General features: G+C 53.9%; 16 protein-coding genes. All 16 read left to right on the forward strand.

Features of this window, described 5'->3' with window-relative positions; translation table 11 throughout:
• The first annotated feature begins 309 nt into the window (after positions 1–309).
• The 16 genes from AC6BYQ_RS15480 to AC6BYQ_RS15555 are packed head-to-tail and all read left to right on the forward strand — an operon-like array spanning position 310 to position 16333.
• Positions 310–513: a hypothetical protein gene (locus tag AC6BYQ_RS15480; RefSeq protein WP_033648882.1), complete on the forward strand. Its 204-nt coding sequence runs from the start codon at positions 310–312 to the stop codon at positions 511–513.
• 2 nt (positions 514–515) lie between these two features.
• Complete coding sequence (locus tag AC6BYQ_RS15485) at positions 516–2201, forward strand: portal protein (protein WP_498057154.1); 1686 nt, start codon at positions 516–518, stop codon at positions 2199–2201.
• Positions 2198–2497: a Bbp19 family protein gene (locus AC6BYQ_RS15490; protein ID WP_228005607.1), complete on the forward strand. Its 300-nt coding sequence runs from the start codon at positions 2198–2200 to the stop codon at positions 2495–2497. Before AC6BYQ_RS15485 ends, AC6BYQ_RS15490 begins: the two co-directional genes overlap by 4 nt.
• Complete coding sequence (locus AC6BYQ_RS15495) at positions 2463–2729, forward strand: head fiber protein (RefSeq protein ID WP_498057155.1); 267 nt, start codon at positions 2463–2465, stop codon at positions 2727–2729. The genes AC6BYQ_RS15490 and AC6BYQ_RS15495 overlap by 35 nt, the downstream gene beginning before the upstream one ends.
• 10 nt (positions 2730–2739) lie before the next feature.
• Positions 2740–3450 (forward strand): peptidase, encoded by a 711-nt coding sequence (locus AC6BYQ_RS15500; protein WP_498057156.1) that lies wholly within the window; start codon positions 2740–2742, stop codon positions 3448–3450.
• A 6-nt stretch (positions 3451–3456) separates the two neighbouring features.
• Entirely contained in the window at positions 3457–4440 is a 984-nt protein-coding gene (locus AC6BYQ_RS15505; RefSeq protein ID WP_498057157.1) for a major capsid protein, read from the forward strand.
• A gap of 53 nt (positions 4441–4493) precedes the next feature.
• Positions 4494–4940, forward strand: a complete 447-nt coding sequence (locus AC6BYQ_RS15510) for a Bbp16 family capsid cement protein (RefSeq protein WP_404769090.1) — start codon at positions 4494–4496, stop codon at positions 4938–4940.
• 11 nt (positions 4941–4951) lie between these two features.
• Positions 4952–5245 (forward strand): hypothetical protein, encoded by a 294-nt coding sequence (locus tag AC6BYQ_RS15515; RefSeq protein ID WP_498057158.1) that lies wholly within the window; start codon positions 4952–4954, stop codon positions 5243–5245.
• Between the two features lie 39 nt (positions 5246–5284).
• The gene (gene gp10, locus AC6BYQ_RS15520; protein ID WP_421080320.1) at positions 5285–5608 is read left to right on the forward strand and encodes a capsid staple protein; all 324 of its coding nucleotides are present in this window, start codon (positions 5285–5287) and stop codon (positions 5606–5608) included.
• The gene (locus AC6BYQ_RS15525; RefSeq protein ID WP_498057159.1) at positions 5608–6216 is read left to right on the forward strand and encodes a phage connector family protein; all 609 of its coding nucleotides are present in this window, start codon (positions 5608–5610) and stop codon (positions 6214–6216) included. Before gp10 ends, AC6BYQ_RS15525 begins: the two co-directional genes overlap by 1 nt.
• Complete coding sequence (locus AC6BYQ_RS15530) at positions 6216–8711, forward strand: phage tail protein (RefSeq protein ID WP_498057160.1); 2496 nt, start codon at positions 6216–6218, stop codon at positions 8709–8711. Before AC6BYQ_RS15525 ends, AC6BYQ_RS15530 begins: the two co-directional genes overlap by 1 nt.
• A complete protein-coding gene (locus AC6BYQ_RS15535; protein WP_498057161.1) occupies positions 8711–9184 on the forward strand; it encodes a hypothetical protein in 474 nt (157 codons plus the stop codon). The genes AC6BYQ_RS15530 and AC6BYQ_RS15535 overlap by 1 nt, the downstream gene beginning before the upstream one ends.
• On the forward strand, positions 9177–9776 hold the full coding sequence (locus AC6BYQ_RS15540) for a hypothetical protein (RefSeq protein ID WP_498057162.1): 600 nt from the start codon (positions 9177–9179) through the stop codon (positions 9774–9776). The genes AC6BYQ_RS15535 and AC6BYQ_RS15540 overlap by 8 nt, the downstream gene beginning before the upstream one ends.
• A complete protein-coding gene (locus AC6BYQ_RS15545; protein WP_498057163.1) occupies positions 9739–12546 on the forward strand; it encodes a hypothetical protein in 2808 nt (935 codons plus the stop codon). The genes AC6BYQ_RS15540 and AC6BYQ_RS15545 overlap by 38 nt, the downstream gene beginning before the upstream one ends.
• Positions 12546–15935, forward strand: coding sequence for a hypothetical protein (locus AC6BYQ_RS15550; RefSeq protein WP_498057164.1), 3390 nt, complete (start codon positions 12546–12548; stop codon positions 15933–15935). The genes AC6BYQ_RS15545 and AC6BYQ_RS15550 overlap by 1 nt, the downstream gene beginning before the upstream one ends.
• Positions 15932–16333, forward strand: coding sequence for a Rap1a/Tai family immunity protein (locus AC6BYQ_RS15555; protein ID WP_498057165.1), 402 nt, complete (start codon positions 15932–15934; stop codon positions 16331–16333). Before AC6BYQ_RS15550 ends, AC6BYQ_RS15555 begins: the two co-directional genes overlap by 4 nt.
• Positions 16334–16392 lie beyond the last annotated feature (59 nt).

Below are 16392 nucleotides of genomic sequence, written 5' to 3' on the forward strand. Positions count from 1 at the left end.
TTCATGGCATTTCTGCCTATGGCCGCTTGTACTTAGTACACGTCGCATCAGCCTGCGCATTCACCACAACGGAAAGAGCACTACTTAGACGCCGACAATAAATCAATCTGGTACCGGCAATGCTCTTACCTGTTGAACCATCGAGAGCACCGATACCAGTTTTATACTGTGTAAAAGTTTAAGTTGCTGGCTCGGCTTACGCTCTCAATGATTACCATAAAGGTAATTTATTTTGATTATAACGTCAACAAGTTAGTCAAAATAATTCTCATGTGATTTAATTGGTAATTATTTGGGAGGGTTACGCGCATGTGCATGAGTACGCCGAAGGTTTCAACACCGCCGCAGCCACAGGCAGCGCCGCAAGCGCAGGATGCTGCAGTGATTGATGCTGCCGATAAGGACAAGGCTCGGCGCCGTGCAGCCGCTGGCCAACAGTCGACAATCCTTACCGGTGCGCAGGGCGCCACTGGCCAGGCCAGCACCACCGGCAAAACTCTGTTGGGTGGCTGATCATGGTTGAGCAGGAATCCCGCAAGCAGTTTCTTGAAAAGCAGCTATCTCAGCTTGTAACCGCGCGGGCGTCGTATGACTCGCACTGGAAAGAGCTGAGCGATTTCATCCTGCCAAACTGCGGGCGATTCCTTACAACCGATGCCGGCCGCAATAAGCGAAACACCAAGGTTGTTGACCCTACCGGCGGGCTTGCTTCGCGCACTCTTGAATCTGGCATGTTGTCCGGCATCACCAGCCCGACGCGCCCGTGGTTTTCTCTGAGCACTCCCGACAAGCAATTGATGGATAGCTGGCCGGTCAAGATGTGGCTTTCTCAGGTCGTCGAATTAATGAACGACGTGATGAACAAATCTAACTGGTATCAGTCCCTGACGGTGCTCTATCGCTACCTTGGCACGTTTGCCACCGGTGCGATTTCCATCTTGGAAGATGAAGAGGATGTGATCCGCACGCACGTGCTGCCGATCGGAAGCTACTACATCTCGAACAGCGATCGCCTGCAGGTCGACACCGTCTTCCGCAAATTCTCCATGACCTGCCGTCAGTTGGTGGCGAAGTTTGGAAAGGAGAACGTGAGCGATGCTGTGGCATCCGCCTGGGATACTGGCTCGTTTGAAACGTGGTTCGAAGTCGTGCATGCCGTATTGCCGAACACCAACCGGGACACTGGAAAACTGAACGCGAAGAACAAGCGTTTCAGCTCGATTTATTACGAACCAGGCGGCTCCGGTGACAAGCTGCTGAGCGAGTCTGGTTTCGATGAAATGCCTATCTTGGTGCCGCGCTGGGACATCAACGGCGAGGATGCATACGGCTCATCATGCCCGGGCATTCTTGCGTTGGGCGGCGTTAAAGCGTTGCAGCTTCAGCAGAAGCGCAAAGACCAGGCGATCGACAAGCTGGTTAACCCGCCAATGATGGCGCCAAGTTCGATGAAGAATGAACGCCTGTCGTTGCTGCCTGGCGATGTTTCCTATTACAACGGCGCCGGCGACACGGCTGGATTCAAACCGGTTTACGAGATCAACCCCCGCATTCAGGAACTGCTCGGCAGTATTCAGGACGGTCGCCAGCTTGTTAATGAGTGCTACTTCGTTCCGCTGTTCAACATGTTCAGCAACATAAACACCCGCAGCATGCCGATCGAAGCGGTCAACGAGATGCGCGACGAGAAGATGCTGCAGATCGGCCCGGTGCTCGACCGCCTGAACGATGAACTGCTGGACCCGGCTATCGACCGGATTTTCAACATTATGATGCGCCGCGGCATGTTGCCACCGCCTCCGGATGAATTGCAGGGGCAGCCGCTGCGCGTGGAATACACCAGCGTGATGGCGCAGGCGCAGAAGTCTGTTGGCATTGGCTCTATTGAGCGCTTTGTCGGTTTCATCGGGAATATGGCTGCGGCAGGGTTCCAGCAGGCCGCTGACAAGCTTGATGTTGACCAGGCGATCGATGAGTACGGCGACATGCTTGGCGTTCCTACGACGATCACCAAATCCGATGAGCAGGTGCAGGCAGAGCGCGAACAGCGCGCGCAGCAGCAACAGGCAGCGCAGAGCCTGCAGATGGGCGCCGGTGCAGCGGATATCGCGAAGACTCTCAGCCAATCAGGAACTGCAGACCCTAACTTACTGACCAGCATTCAGCAGGCTATGCAGCAAGGCCAGGTGGCGCAGCAATGATGACTCGCGAGCAACTCCAACAGCGCCACGCTGACGACGTGAAGAAGGTGATGGCAACTGAGAGTGGCCGCCGTTTTGTATGGGGGCTTCTCGATCAGGCTGGTGTGTTTCGCATCTCATTCACCGGCGAGGTGAATAGCACAATTTTCAATGAAGGTAACCGCAATTCAGGGCTGGCGCTATTCAATGATGTGTTGAAGTTCTGCCCCGAACTGTACCTAAAGATGGCCGCCGAGGCCGAGAAAGACAGAGAGGCTAATCATGGCAACACAACGCCAGAAAGTGATCCGGAATGACGGCTGCGTGCAAGTCGTTAAGGTTCTGAGCGGCGGCGGTTCCTCCGTTGCTTGGGGTGACATTACCGGCAAACCAACCACGTTCGCACCGCCGGCGGCATCCGCTTCTGTAGTAGGCGGCGTGAAGCAGGCTGCAACCCAGGCTAACTCAACCGCAACCGATGTGGCTGGGTTGGTAACTGACCTTAACGCTCTGCTGGCCAAGTTTAAGGCCGCGGGGATCATGGCTTAAGAGGCAACGCATGAACTTGTTCGAACGTTTGATGTATCGCCGTCTGTGCTCTGAAGCTCCGCCAGAAGGTGGAGATGGTGGCGCAGCACCTGCAGCAACCGGCGATAACCCGGCAGCAGCTGCCAATTCAGATAATCCGGGGGAAGGTGGCAACCCGGAAGGCGAAGGAAAACAGGAAGGCAGCAAGACGGCCGAAGAACTTGCTGCTGAAAAAGACGCGAAAGAGAAAGCCGATAAGGAAGCTGCGGAAAAAGCGGAAAAGGAAAAGAAACCCGCTGCGCCGGATAAATACGAGTTCACTCCGCCTGAAGGCCAGGTACTGGATGCCAATGCTCTGGCTGTGTTTGAGCCGATCGCCAAAGAACTGGGATTGAGCCAAGAGCAGGCGCAAAAGCTGGTCGACATCTACCCGCAGATCCAGCAGCAGCAGGCAGAAGCCTGGAGCAAGCAAGTTGCTGATTGGGGCGAGCAGGTAAAGGCCGACAAAGAAATCGGCGGCGACAAGTTCAACGCCAGCGTAGGCGCAGCACAGCGCGCGCTGGATCAGTTCGGCAACACAGAGTTGCGCGAATACCTGAATGCGAGCGGCCTGGGTAATCACCCGGCATTGGTTCGCTTCTGTGCAAAAGTCGGCAAGGCGATGGCTGAAGATACCTTCGTCGTGCCAGGTCAAGGCGGTCAGCGTAGCGCGGCCGACATTCTCTACGGTAATAAGGAGTAACATCGAATGGCTATTAAAGGCACTAACGCGCTGACGCTGGCAGACCACGCAAAGCGCATGGACCCGGACGGGAAGATCCCCGCAATCGTTGAGTTGCTTTCTCAAACTAACCCTTTCCTTTCGGATATGGTGTTTGTTGAGGGCAATCTTCCTACTGGTCACCGAACAACTGTTCGCACGGGTTTGCCTTCAGCAACCTGGCGCCTGCTTAACTATGGCGTGCAACCAAGCAAATCTACCACCGCCCAAGTAACTGACAGCACTGGCATGCTGGAAGCTTATGCAGAGATCGATAAAGACCTGGCGGATTTGAACGGCAATACCAATGAGTTTCGACTGTCAGAAGATCGCGCGTTCATTGAGGCGATGAATCAACAGATGGCTGAAACGGTGATCTATGGTGATACGCGCATCAATCCGCAACGCTTCACTGGCCTGGCTGCTCGGTATAACGACAAGTCTGCCAAAAATGCACAGAACATCGTCGATGCTGGCGGCACCGGTTCTAACCTGACGTCAATCTGGTTGGTTGTCTGGGGTACAAACACAGTCCATGGCATCTTTCCTAAAGGTAAAGCTGCAGGTTTGAGCCACGTTGACAAGGGGCAAGTCACCCTTGAAGACCAGAACAAAGGGAAATACGAAGGCTACCGCACTCACTACAAGTGGGACAATGGTCTGACTGTTCGCGACTGGCGCTATGTGGTTCGCATTGCCAACATCGACACCACCAAGCTGGGCGCCGACGATGGCCCGAATCTGGCTAAGCTGATGGTGCAGGCCTTGCATCGCATCCCTAACCTGCAGATGGGTAAGGCTGTGTTCTATATGAACCGCGATGCGGCTGAATACCTGGACATTCAGGCAACTGAAAAAGCCTCTCTGGCAATCAGCGTTAAAGAAACCGAAGGCGTGTGGTGGACTTCGTTCCGCGGCGTGCCAGTGCGTACCTGCGATGCTCTGCTGAGCACTGAATCTCAGGTTCAATAATCCCGGCTGAGCCGCCGGGTGCGGCTCTCCTTTCTCAATGATGGAGAGACAAAATGATCCTCGACTATCTGAATATGTTCTCGCAGGCGCAGGCTGTTACGGCAACCGCGCCTTCTACTGACGTTATCGACCTCGGGCCGCTGTATGCCGGCAATGATGTACGCGATATCGGCCCTGGCTACCCGGTTGAGTTCATCGCCCAAGTGGCTTCCACTGCAGCTGCCGGCGGTTCCGCTACCGTAACGATCAGTCTGCAAACCTCCAAGACCAGCGATTTCGCCAGTGCAACCACGTTGCTGCAGACCGGTGCAATCGCAGTTGCTGATCTGAAGGTTGGTTATCGCTACGTGGCCACTGTTCCACACGGTGTTCAGCGCTATTTGCGCGTCAACTACACCGTGGCTACTGGCCCGTTGACCGCCGGTACTTTCACTGCTGGCCTGCTGCTGGATGCTGATGCACAACGCAGCTATGCAAGCGCCTTCAACATCACTGCTTAACGGGGCGTGACATGTCACAACTGAAAATGTACCGCGTCACACGGAAGTCATTCATCAACGGGCATCTGCTGGAAGAGGGCGACACCATCGAATACGGCGGAAAGGCTGGCGACAACCTGCAGCTGATCGATGGTGATGGCAATTTGCTGGAAGAGGGCGGCGGCGACAGCGACGATAGTGCGAAGCTGGCCGCGCTGCAGCAGCAGTATGAAGAAATCTTTGGCACCAAGCCGCACCACAATGCCGGTGTGGCAAAGCTGACCGCCGACATTGAAGCCAAGCGCAAAGAGTTAGGCATCAACTAACAAAGGGGCTTCGGCCCCTTTCTTTCCTGGAGTCCTCGCATGAAAACCGTAAACCTCAAGATCGGCACAGACACCTACGAAAGCGAAGGCGGAAAGCCTGAGACTCGCGACGAATATCCGTGGGGACTTCGCTTCACGCTGAACAATGACACTTTGGAAAAGCTGGGGATCCAGCTGCCAAAGGTCGGCGAGTCATTGACCATTGGCGGCATGGCTAAAGTGCTGTCTGTCTCTACGCGCACAGAAGGCGACAAAGCCGAAAGCAGCGTTGATCTGCAATTCACCGATATTGGCGTAGAGCCGGCGGCCGCGCCGCAGCGTTCTGCTGCCGACACGCTTTATGGCGACGCAGGAGGCGAGTGATGGCATCCGTTATCCAGATCTGCAATGTGGCGCTTGGGCGGCTTGGCAACAGCCGAGTGATTGCCAGCCTGACGGAAAAGAGCAAAGAAGCTGCGGTATGCTCGCTGTTTTATGAAGACTGCCGCGACGCAGTGCTGGCTGATTTCCCGTGGAGGTTCGCCACAAAGCGCGTGGCGCTCGCCGATCTGGATATCGAACAGCCTGATTGGCAATACAGTTACCGCTACCCGGTGGACTGCCTGCGCATTGTTGCGATCGTCTCTCCAGACGGGGAGCGCTTTATTACGCCAGAACGGCGCGTGCCGTATGAGGTCGGTTCTGATGAGAATGGCACCGGCCGTTTGATATTGACTGACCTGCCTAAAGCATGGCTGCGCTACGTGACTCGCGTCACCGACCCCAACATGTTTGATGCAGAGTTCCGCGATGCGCTTAGCTGGCGCCTGGCCGCTGAAATCAACATGCAGATCACTGGCGATGCCAGTCTCGGTAATCGTGCCGAGCAGAAATACCAACTCACCATTTCGTCAGCTTCAACACTGAGTATGAATGAAACCCAGGAGCCGCCGGCGCCGTGGTCTGATGTTTCCGACGCGAGGGCATCATAATGACAACCAGCCTCATTCAACCGTCCTTTGCTGGTGGCGAGGTATCGCCAAGCCTTTACGGCCGCGTTGACCTGGAGAAATACCAGACGTCACTGCGCCGCTGCCGTAACTTCATCGTGCGCCAATATGGCGGCGTTGAGAACCGCCCGGGAACGCGCTATGTGGCGCCGGCAAAGTTTCCCGATCGCAAGTGTCGTCTGATCCCGTTTCAGTTCAACACGGAGCAGACCTATGTGCTCGAGGTCGGCGACCACTACTTCCGCGTGTTTATGGATGGCGCTCAGGTTGTCTACTCATCTGGCGCCAGTGCTGGCCAGCCTGTCGACGTAACAACGCCGTGGGCCGCTGCAGATATCGACCTGCTGAAATACACGCAGAGCGCAGACGTTATGACAGTTTGCCATCCTAACTACCCGCCTATGGAAATACAGCGCTATGCGCACGATGACTGGCGCACTGCTGAAGTGGAAACAAAAAACGGTCCGTTTAACACTATCAACGTTGATGAGTCAATTACCATTTACGCAAGCGATCGCAGCGGAAATGTAACGCTTACAGCAAGCTCTGCAATTTTTAAAGCATGGCATGTTGGCAAGCTATTCTATGCGGAGCAAAAGAATATCGATGGCACCCCACGCTGGGAAACTGATAAGCCAGTTGCAGTTGGTGACTACTGCCGATACTCATTCAACTTCTATCGTTGCATAAATGCTGGACCAAAAGGACACACCGGGACAGTAGCACCTTCACATACTGATGGCGCTCAATGGGATGGCTGGGGAAATGCAGATCAAAACGGAGTTTGCTGGCAATATATTCATAGTGGCTCTGGGATTTTAAGAATCAATAGCGTGGCAGCTGATGGCCTTACCGCTAATGCTACAACTATAACGGAGTCGGACGGAGTTCAGGAACTTCCGTTAGCAATGGTTGGCGCCGAGAATGCAACATACAAATGGGCGCATTATGCCTGGAATGGCGACGCCGGTTATCCTGGCACTGTCGTGTATTTCCAGCAGCGCTTGATGTTTGCCGGATCGCGCAGTCAGCCGCAAACAGTATGGACCAGCCGCAGCGGCGACTATAAGGACTTTGGCACATCAAACCCTACTGTTGACGATGACGCGATCGCCTATACCTACGCCGGGCGCCAACTTAACCAAATACGGCACCTGATCGACGTTGGCTCTCTCGTCGCGCTAACCAGCGGTGGCGAATACAAGGTGAACGGGAATCAGCAAGGAACGCTAACCCCGTCGGCCTTCCAGTTTTCAAGCCAGGGGCAGAATGGCGCCAGTCATGTGCAGCCGATCGCCATCAGCAACGTCGCCCTATTCATCCAGCAGAAGGGCGGCGCGGTGCGCGATCTTGCCTATTCGTTCGACGTCGACGGCTTCCAGGGTTCTGACCTGACCATCCTCGCTAACCACTTCTTTACCGGATACCAGATTACCGATTGGGCGTTCTCCATCACGCCTATGTCGATCGTTTGGTGTACGCGCAATGACGGCGCGCTGTTGGGATTAACCTACCTACGCGATCAACAGGTGGCAGCCTGGCATCTCCATCCTGGCGCCGGCCGCTATGAATCAGTGTGCAGCATTGCCGAAGGAAACGAAGATGCGCTCTATTGCGTGGTTGAACGCACCATCAATGGCCAGCAGCGACGCTATATCGAGCGTATGCAGAGCCGCCTATACGATGTGATGGATGATGCCTTTTTCGTTGATTGTGGCCTAACGTATGACGGCAGGAACCGTGACGCCAGCAAAACCATGACTCTTACCGGTGGCGCAGGTGACTGGCCATACGATGCAGAGATGACGTTGACAGTGGCCGGCGCCAGTTACTTCACGGCTGGCGATGTTGGCAGTGAAATCCACATGCCTTATGTCGAGGATGATGTAAGCAAGGTGCTGAAGTTGCCGATCCGTTCAGTCGCAAGTGGCAACCAGGCAACCGTTACCAGCAACCGAAATGTGCCGCCGCAGTACCGTGGTGTCCCGGTCAGTGACTGGAGCATGGCGCGCTCTGCATTCGCAGGACTTGACCACATCGAAGGCCAGACCGTGAGCATTTTGTCAGATGCCAGCGTTGAGCCGCAGAAGGTTGTAAATGCTGGCGCTATTAAGCTGGAGAAGGCTGGCGCCGTTGTGCATGCGGGCCTGCCGATCGCTGCGGTCATTGAAACGCTGGACGTTAACCTGAACGGCAACGAAACACTGCTGGATAAGAAGAAACTCTTCACGGCCGCATCATTGCTGGTGAATGAATCTCGCGGTGTGTTTGCCGGCACGCCAGGCGGCGAGATGTACGAATACGCGCAACGCAACGATGAATTTTATGATGACCCGGTCGAACCGAAGACGGGAACCATTGAATTACAATTGGATGCCAACTGGAGCAAGAACGGCCGGCTGATTGTGGAACAGAACGACCCGCTGCCGATGACCATTCTCGCAGTTATCCCGCGCGTAACCGTAGGAGGCATTTAGTGCGCAAGGTTGAAGTTGTCGAAGCCACCCTGGAACACGTTGCGGCGCTCCTGCCGCGCGTTCGCCAGGCTGACGCTGATGAGTTCGAGGCGATGAGTGGCAAGACGCCGGCTCAGGTTCTTGAGCTGGCGTTGCGCACCTCGGCATTTGCTTTCGCTGGGCTTATCAATGGCGAGGTGGTGACCATCTTCGGTGTGGCGCCACGGTCAATGATAACCGGCTCCGGGGTTCCGTGGCTGGTTGGTTCTGATCTGCTTGAAAGATACCAGGCCACTTTCCTCCGCCGGTGCCGGCCAGTTCTGCGTCTTTTCCTACAGCATTATCCAGAGTTGGAAAACTACGTCGACGCACGCAACACCGCGGCTAAATGCTGGCTGCACTGGCTGGGTTTCACCATCCATGAATCTCAGCCTATTGGCCGTGCCGGGCTTCCATTCCACAGATTTGAAATGAGACGAGGTGATCATGTGTGAGCCAACAACAATCCTTGCAGGCTCGGCGCTGGCTCTCGGTGCAGTTAGCGCTTATGGCCAATATCAAACTGGGCAGCAACAGGCAAGGATAGCCAACGCCAACGCAGATGCACAAGAGATCGCCGCGCGCGACACGATTAATGCGGGCAATGATGCGGCTTATCAGCAGCGCCAGCAGACACGCCAGCTACAGGGTCAGCAGGCTGCAGCCTTCGGCGCCGGCGGCACTGACATGACCAGTGGCAGCGCACTGAATATCTTCGGCGATACAGCGGCCGGCGGCCAGCTTGATGCTCTGACCACCGTCAATAACGCAGAGCGCCAGGCGGCTGGCCTTAACTTCCAGGCTGGTGTTAGTCGCGCCCAGGGGCAGATCGACCGCAACGCGGCAAACCTTGGGGCAGCAACGACAATCCTGAATTCTTCGCTTACCGCATATGGCGCTTATAAATCATCTGGCGCGCTGGATAAGCCCGCCAATTCAGGTGGTGCCAACTCTGCAAGTGCGGTGGGCAAGACACAAAACACCCTAAGCGCCGCTGGTGGTGGCCGATATGGCTACAAAGGCGGGTATAAGAACTTCAATTTCTAAGGGAAATATCATGCCAATTGTCCCAACTTATCAGCGCCAATCGCAATCACAAGCGGCGCCGGTTAATACGCAGGATTTGCGGATCCCAAAAGACAACGCTTTAACTGCGCTGGCGGACGTAGGTTCTAATGCATTGGGTATTTATCAGCAGCAGCGGGAACGCGAAGATCTGGCATTCGCGCAAGATGCCATGTTGAAGTATCAGCAAGATGCTGATGACCTGATCAATAACCCACAGACCGGACTGATCACTAAGCAGGGTGCTAATGCTATTGGGCAGGGTGAACAGGTGGCCGCACAACTAAGCCAGATGGCTAGCGCTGCCTTTGACTCGATTCCAAACGGCCCGGTTAAAGAGCGATTCAGAAATCAGTTCCAAATAGCTGGCCAGCCTCTGGCTAATCGCGCTCGGCAATACGAAGTAGGGCAACGACAGCAGTTTGAGGCAAATCAGCAGACTGGAGTGCTGTCTAATCTGCAAAGGCAGGGCAGTGATAATTATGACAATCAGGAGATTATCGGTAGTTCGTTAACTCTTGGTGGCAATCAGATAGTTTCTTACGGACAGGCCCATGGGCAAAGCCCGGAAGAGATTGAAGCTAACTGGAATGAATATCGTGAAGGGTTGGGGCGTGGAGTTCTCCGGGCGCGTGTAGCTTCTGGAAAGTTCCAACAATACCTTGATCGTAATGGGGAGCCGTCAGACCTTGGCGGGGTGTCTCGCTTCTCTGCTCATGGCAATTCGTCTGCTGCGCGTGGGCTGCGCAATAACAACCCTGGAAACATTGAGGCTAGTGACAAAAACCCATGGGAAGGACAGATAGGCAGCGATGGGCGCTTTGCCAAGTTTGAAACGCCTGAACATGGGATTCGGGCACTGGGTAAGAACCTTCTTACTTATTACCAGAAACACGGATTAGATACTGTTGGCGAAATCATTACCCGCTGGGCGCCCCCAAAAGAGAACAAAACTGATGCTTATATTAAAGCCATTTGTGATCAGCTCGGCGTTGCTGCAGACCAGCAAATAGATGTTACCAACCCGCGCACCTTGGCAGCGCTTTGTGCCGGCATTGTGAATCATGAGAACGGCAGCCAACCTTATACCGACGAACAAATTGTTGCCGGCGTCAGTGCTGCTATCGGCATCACTGCTCTACCAAGCTCAAAGCGACGCACTGGTGATCTGGCATTCGATATTTCAAGTCCTGCCGATCAAGCATCCTACCTTAGCCAGATGCAGGCAATGCAGAATCAGTATCGTGCACAGCAATCTGATGCGCTTGACCAACAGGTGAAAAATATTTATTCCGCAACTGACGAAGGCTTGCAGCCAGATTACGTCCCAAGCCAGCAGGCTTTTATCAATTCGGCAAAGACCCCTGAGGTTGGACTGCGTAAGTGGCAGGACATGCAGGATCAGTTGCGCTATGGCGCTGCGATTGCCGCTGCTAAAAACATGACTCCTGGTGCGCGTGATGACCTGCTTCAGCAATTGCGGCCAACGGATCCGAATGCATCTAATTTTGCAGCCAACCAGCAGCGCTGGGACAAAATGCAGGCGAAATTTAAGCAGCTCGATGCCGAATGGGAGAAGAACCAGGGGAGCGCGCGATTCTCTTCATCCTTGCAAAATAATTTTCCCTTGGACCCGAACGACAAAAACAATCAGGCAGCAGCTGATCACTACTTTGATCAAAAGGTTGCCCCCGGCTTCAACATCAACAACGCCGACAGCTTGAACCAGGTCGCAGAGATAACTACTAAATCCGGCATGCTGCCGACGCAGATCAAGACGATGCTCACCGCTGGGGCAACATCGCGCGATCCTGCTGTCGTTGTTCCTATGGCTAAGATGTACGGACAGATTTTTGACAACAATCCGGCGGCGGCCACAGGTGTTGATAAAGGCGCGATGGCGTTTTACTCGAAAGTTTATGCCTATGACCGCGCCGGCGTGCCTGCAGAGAAAGCGGTCGATATGGCATACAACCAGGTCTATCAGCAGGACGATCGCTTGAAGCAGATGATTAGCCAACAGGTCAGGGATAAAGACTACATCAAGGCTAGAGCAACCGCAGCGCAGGATAATATCAATAGTCTTTCGCCGTCGTGGACCAGCTTCGGTGCGCCAAGCATCAGCGCCGCAGGGCAGGCTAATCAGTTGTACCAACGCGACTACCAGACCATTTACGATGCGAACTTTGCACAGACCGGCGGCGATGCTGATCAGGCCAAGGCAATGACTAACGCCATGATTAAAAAGGTGTGGGCGGTATCGACCATCAACGGCAAAGAAGAGGTGATGAAGTATGCCCCTGAAGCCGTTTATGGTGTGACTAACGGTTCTGGTAACTGGATCAAAGGTCAGTGGGAGGAAGAGAAAAAAGCATTGAAAGGCGCTGCGTTTGGCGGCGCGCGAGATGATACCGATTTGGTTTTGGTTCCCGATGCTGTTACGCCACGCGATCAGAGTTACAGCGTTATGGTGCGCCAGAAGAACGCAGAAGGCTATGACGATGTTCGCCCGTATTACGGCGAAAATGGTATGCCGTTGCGATTCAGGCCTGAGCAAAAAACCTCGCCTATGTACAAGCAAACTATGGATATCCAGCAACAGAGGGTTGATGCGGCGCGCGCTGCTCGGCAGGAAGAAAAACAGCCGGCATTCACAAGCCAGCAAGGATATACACCGCCTGATTTTACTAAACCATTTGGCGCCGGCATTGCCAACCAACTGCCGAGCAACATCACCGCAGGAGGTCAGTAATGCCAACGTATGAGATGAAGCCCGATGAGCTGCTGTCTGCTGATGTACAGAGCATTCCTCAGCCTGATGACAGTGCAGCATATATGGAAACGCCGTCATTGCTTTCAGCGTTGAATCCATTCACCGATAATCAGCAGGTTCAGCGCGGTCGTGACGCGGCCTTCCGAATTGATAACTCCCTGGGAAGTTTCATTGCCACTGCGCCATTCAGCCAGTTTGACAAGGTTGATGGGTATAACCCTTTCGACAATGATGCGGCCGATCTTAAAGGATATGAGGATTATGCAGACTCATTCATTGATGCCGGCTCTCCTGACGAGACGCGCGCCATAAAGCAGCGTATCGATCAGCAGATGCAGGACAGGCAATACCTATCAGAAACTGGCGGAGCAGGGACAATATCAAGCTTGGCGATGGGGCTTATCGATCCTATCAACCTGGCATCGATGTTTGTCCCTGCCGGCGCGGTGGTGCGCGGAGGTGAGGTTGCGGCTACTGCAGGTAGGTTTGCCCTTGCCAATGCCGTCGGCGGTATCGCGTCCGAGGCTGCGCTTAGCGCCACCCAGGAAACTCGGACATTGGATGAGAGCGCGGTTAACGTTGCTGTTGACGCAATGGTTGGCGGAATACTCGGGGCTGGGGCGCAGTTGCTTGCCGGTGCCGGTCAGCGTACCGCGGTATCTCAAGCGGTTTCCAGTAACCTACGTGGCAATGATTCTCCGCAGAGCATCGGCGCGGCGCAGGTTTTCAACACAACGCTGGATCAGGAACAGCTTGCAGGTGTTGGGTTAATCAACAAAACGTTGAGCGTTAATCCTGGCGGCCGCCTGGCTCAATCGCCATCCCGCGCGTCGCGGGCAATCAATCAGCAACTGGCAGAGAACAACTATTTCTTTGCGAAGAACGATGAAGGGTTGGCAACGTTCACCGCGGCTGAAACCAAAATCAAGCAATATGATTCCATGCTGTACAAGCAAATGGAGTCAACAAAGGACGCTTATCAGGCGTACAGCAAAAACATCCGCGCCGCCGGCGGTAAGCGAATGAACTTTGTTGATTTCAACGAGGCCGTTGGCATGGCTATGCGCCGCGGCGATCAGAGTGACATTCCTGAAGTGGCACAGGCTGCTGCTCAGATTCGGCCAATGTTCGAAACAACAAAGGTCCGCATGCAGGAGCTTGGTATTCTTCCAGAGGATGTCGACGTCTCCACGGCGCAAAGCTACCTGCCTCGCATTTATAAGTTCGACAAAATTCTCTCTGATCGCACTGAGTTCCGAGGGCGCATTGCTAACTGGATTCAGGGCATCAGTGCAAAAGGCGCGGATGCGGCCGGCGCTCGCATTGAGAAGATCGATTCAGGTCTGTCTGCAGCAGCAGAAGCTGAGCCGCGCGCAAAAGCATTGGCTGACGAAATTTCCGCAGCAGAGTCATGGTCAGGCCGTAAAACTGAACTTATGGACGAGGTTGGCAACAGGACGAAACTGATCGGCCAGGAGCAGGACTTAACAGCCAGGCTCGAGAAGCAACAGGCGCAACTGGCCACAGCCAAAAATCAGAAGCTGATCACCCGGCTTAACAAAGAGGTTTCTGACTTGCGCACCAAGCTGGATGACGTTGCCAGGGCAAAGGAGGAACTTCCAACCCTGCAGCGCCATCTTGAGTTGCTGGATAATCCACGCAAGCACCGCTCAGAGCTGCGCAAGCTGCAGAAGAAGGCCAACTCCACGACCAGACTGAATGCAAGCCGTGAGCGCGCGCTGAAGGCGATGGAGCCACTTTCACGAGAGGAAGCAGAGGATGCCGCAGATGAAATCGTCAACAAGATTATTGGCGCTCCTTCTGGTCTGGTTCCCGCTCAGCTGCTGCCTGAAAAAATAATCGGCCGAGCTGGCTTCACTAAGAGCCGAAGCCTGCTTATCCCAGACGAACGGATTGAGGACTTTTTGGAGTCTGACATCAACCACGTCATGGAAAGCTATCTACGCCAGGTAGGTCCGGAGATCGAACTAACCGCGCAATTCGGTAGCAAGGATATGGGTGAGCAGATCCGACAGGTATCTGAGGAATACACTCAACTGATCAAAGATGCCAAGACGCCGAAGGAACGTGCGAAGCTGGAGAAGCAACGTGAAGCTGATCTTCGCGACATTGAGGCAATGCGAGATAGGTTGATCGGTACTTATGGAGCACCAAAGGACCCGCGGAGCTTCTTTGTCCGTGCCGGCCGTGTCGCGCGAAACGTCAACTTCCTGCGCCTGCTGGGTGGCATGACAATATCGGCCGCCACCGACTTGATGCGTCCTGTCATGCAGCACGGTTTAAGCAAATCACTTCGCCCAATGGGCGCCATGCTCCGAAACATGGCCGCGGTGAAAGTGGCAACCAAAGACCTGCGTGAAATGGCTGTCGGCCTGGATTATGTACTATCTACCCGAACGAAGGCCATTGCTGATCTGACTGACCCATACAGCCGACGCTCTGCTTTTGAGCGTGGACTTAACTGGGGTACGCAGAAATTTGGTAACTGGACGCTGATGAACCAATGGAACAGCGCATTGAAGTCATGGTCAGGCCTGATCATTCAATCCCGCATCCTGGACAATGCACAGTTGCTGGCAGCAGGGAAAGAAGTTCCCAAGAAGGAAGTCAGAAAGCTGGCGCAAATCGGTATAGATCAGAGCATGCTGCGCCGTATTGGTGAGCAGTTTGCGAAACATGGTGAGGATATGGACGGGCTTCTGACTGGCCATAGCCATCTGTGGGACGACCGTGCAGTGCGTGAGTCTTTCCAATCTGCCGTATTGAAAGACGTTGACTCTACCGTCGTCACGCCGGGCGTTGGCGATACGCCATTGATGATGAGCAACGAAGTAGGCAAGATGATCCTGCAGTTCAAGACCTTCATTTTCGCGCAGCACAACCGGGTGATAGCCTCTGGCATTCAGCAGGGCGATGCATCGTTCTACCTTGGCGCCATGGGGACTATAGCGCTCGGCGCAATGGTCTACGTCATGAAGCAAAAGCTCAGCGGCCGTGATATCGACTACAGCCCTAACAACCTGGTGAAAGAGGGTATAGACCGCGCCGGCATGATCGGCTGGTTGTCGGAGCCACTGAACGCCGTGGAGAATATCAGCGGCGGGCGGTTCGGCCTTGGCGCCATGTTTGGCGCGCCGCCGGTATCCCGATTCCAGAGTCGTAACGCAATCGGCGCTCTGCTGGGGCCAACGTTCGACATGGCTGGCGATGGGGCGGTGATCGCCAATGGTGTGCTGAACGGAGAATTTGACAGCAAGCAAGTTCATGCTGTAAGAAAAGTTATGCCATATCAGAACCTTTGGGCAATAGCTCCACTACTTAACGAAGTTGAGGAACAACTGAAGTGAAGAAAACGATTATTACTTCAATATTAATCATTTCTTTTACCCCTGCATTGGGTAATGCTGAAACAGGTGATGATTTATTGAAATATACTAAGTCAGCTAATAAAGTCATGAGTGGCGATAACGCGTCTACAAAAATAGACTATCTTAATGCAGGTCAACTTCTTGGGTTTGTTACTGGAGTTGTAGACTCGCTTAATGCAGTGGACTTTTGCATTTCACCAGAAGTTAAAAAGCGGGTTTTGGTTGATACGGTTTCTAAGTACCTGGAGGAAAATAAAGGTAAAAACAGCATTCCTGGTAGCATGTCTGTGTCCTTTGCCTTAGGGAAGGAATACCCATGCACCGAAAATAGAAAGCAATGCATACATTTTGGTGGCAAATATTGCGAGTCATGGTGAGCGTATTAAATCGCAATATATTATTATTTACATAATTTAAATTGGTGATTACATGCAAG

The organism is Serratia sp. LTN-2 (genome assembly GCF_059740205.1).

Excerpts from the sequence above, each read along its gene's own strand:
- AC6BYQ_RS15480 (WP_033648882.1), top strand. The coding sequence starts at position 310 with ATGTGCATGAGTACGCCGAAGGTTTCAACACCGCCGCAGCCACAGGCA.
- AC6BYQ_RS15485 (WP_498057154.1), top strand. The coding sequence starts at position 516 with ATGGTTGAGCAGGAATCCCGCAAGCAGTTTCTTGAAAAGCAGCTATCT.
- AC6BYQ_RS15490 (WP_228005607.1), top strand. The coding sequence starts at position 2,198 with ATGATGACTCGCGAGCAACTCCAACAGCGCCACGCTGACGACGTGAAG.
- AC6BYQ_RS15495 (WP_498057155.1), top strand. The coding sequence starts at position 2,463 with ATGGCAACACAACGCCAGAAAGTGATCCGGAATGACGGCTGCGTGCAA.
- AC6BYQ_RS15500 (WP_498057156.1), top strand. The coding sequence starts at position 2,740 with ATGAACTTGTTCGAACGTTTGATGTATCGCCGTCTGTGCTCTGAAGCT.
- AC6BYQ_RS15505 (WP_498057157.1), top strand. The coding sequence starts at position 3,457 with ATGGCTATTAAAGGCACTAACGCGCTGACGCTGGCAGACCACGCAAAG.
- AC6BYQ_RS15510 (WP_404769090.1), top strand. The coding sequence starts at position 4,494 with ATGATCCTCGACTATCTGAATATGTTCTCGCAGGCGCAGGCTGTTACG.
- AC6BYQ_RS15515 (WP_498057158.1), top strand. The coding sequence starts at position 4,952 with ATGTCACAACTGAAAATGTACCGCGTCACACGGAAGTCATTCATCAAC.
- gp10 (WP_421080320.1), top strand. The coding sequence starts at position 5,285 with ATGAAAACCGTAAACCTCAAGATCGGCACAGACACCTACGAAAGCGAA.
- AC6BYQ_RS15525 (WP_498057159.1), top strand. The coding sequence starts at position 5,608 with ATGGCATCCGTTATCCAGATCTGCAATGTGGCGCTTGGGCGGCTTGGC.
- AC6BYQ_RS15530 (WP_498057160.1), top strand. The coding sequence starts at position 6,216 with ATGACAACCAGCCTCATTCAACCGTCCTTTGCTGGTGGCGAGGTATCG.
- AC6BYQ_RS15540 (WP_498057162.1), top strand. The coding sequence starts at position 9,177 with ATGTGTGAGCCAACAACAATCCTTGCAGGCTCGGCGCTGGCTCTCGGT.
- AC6BYQ_RS15545 (WP_498057163.1), top strand. The coding sequence starts at position 9,739 with ATGGCTACAAAGGCGGGTATAAGAACTTCAATTTCTAAGGGAAATATC.
- AC6BYQ_RS15550 (WP_498057164.1), top strand. The coding sequence starts at position 12,546 with ATGCCAACGTATGAGATGAAGCCCGATGAGCTGCTGTCTGCTGATGTA.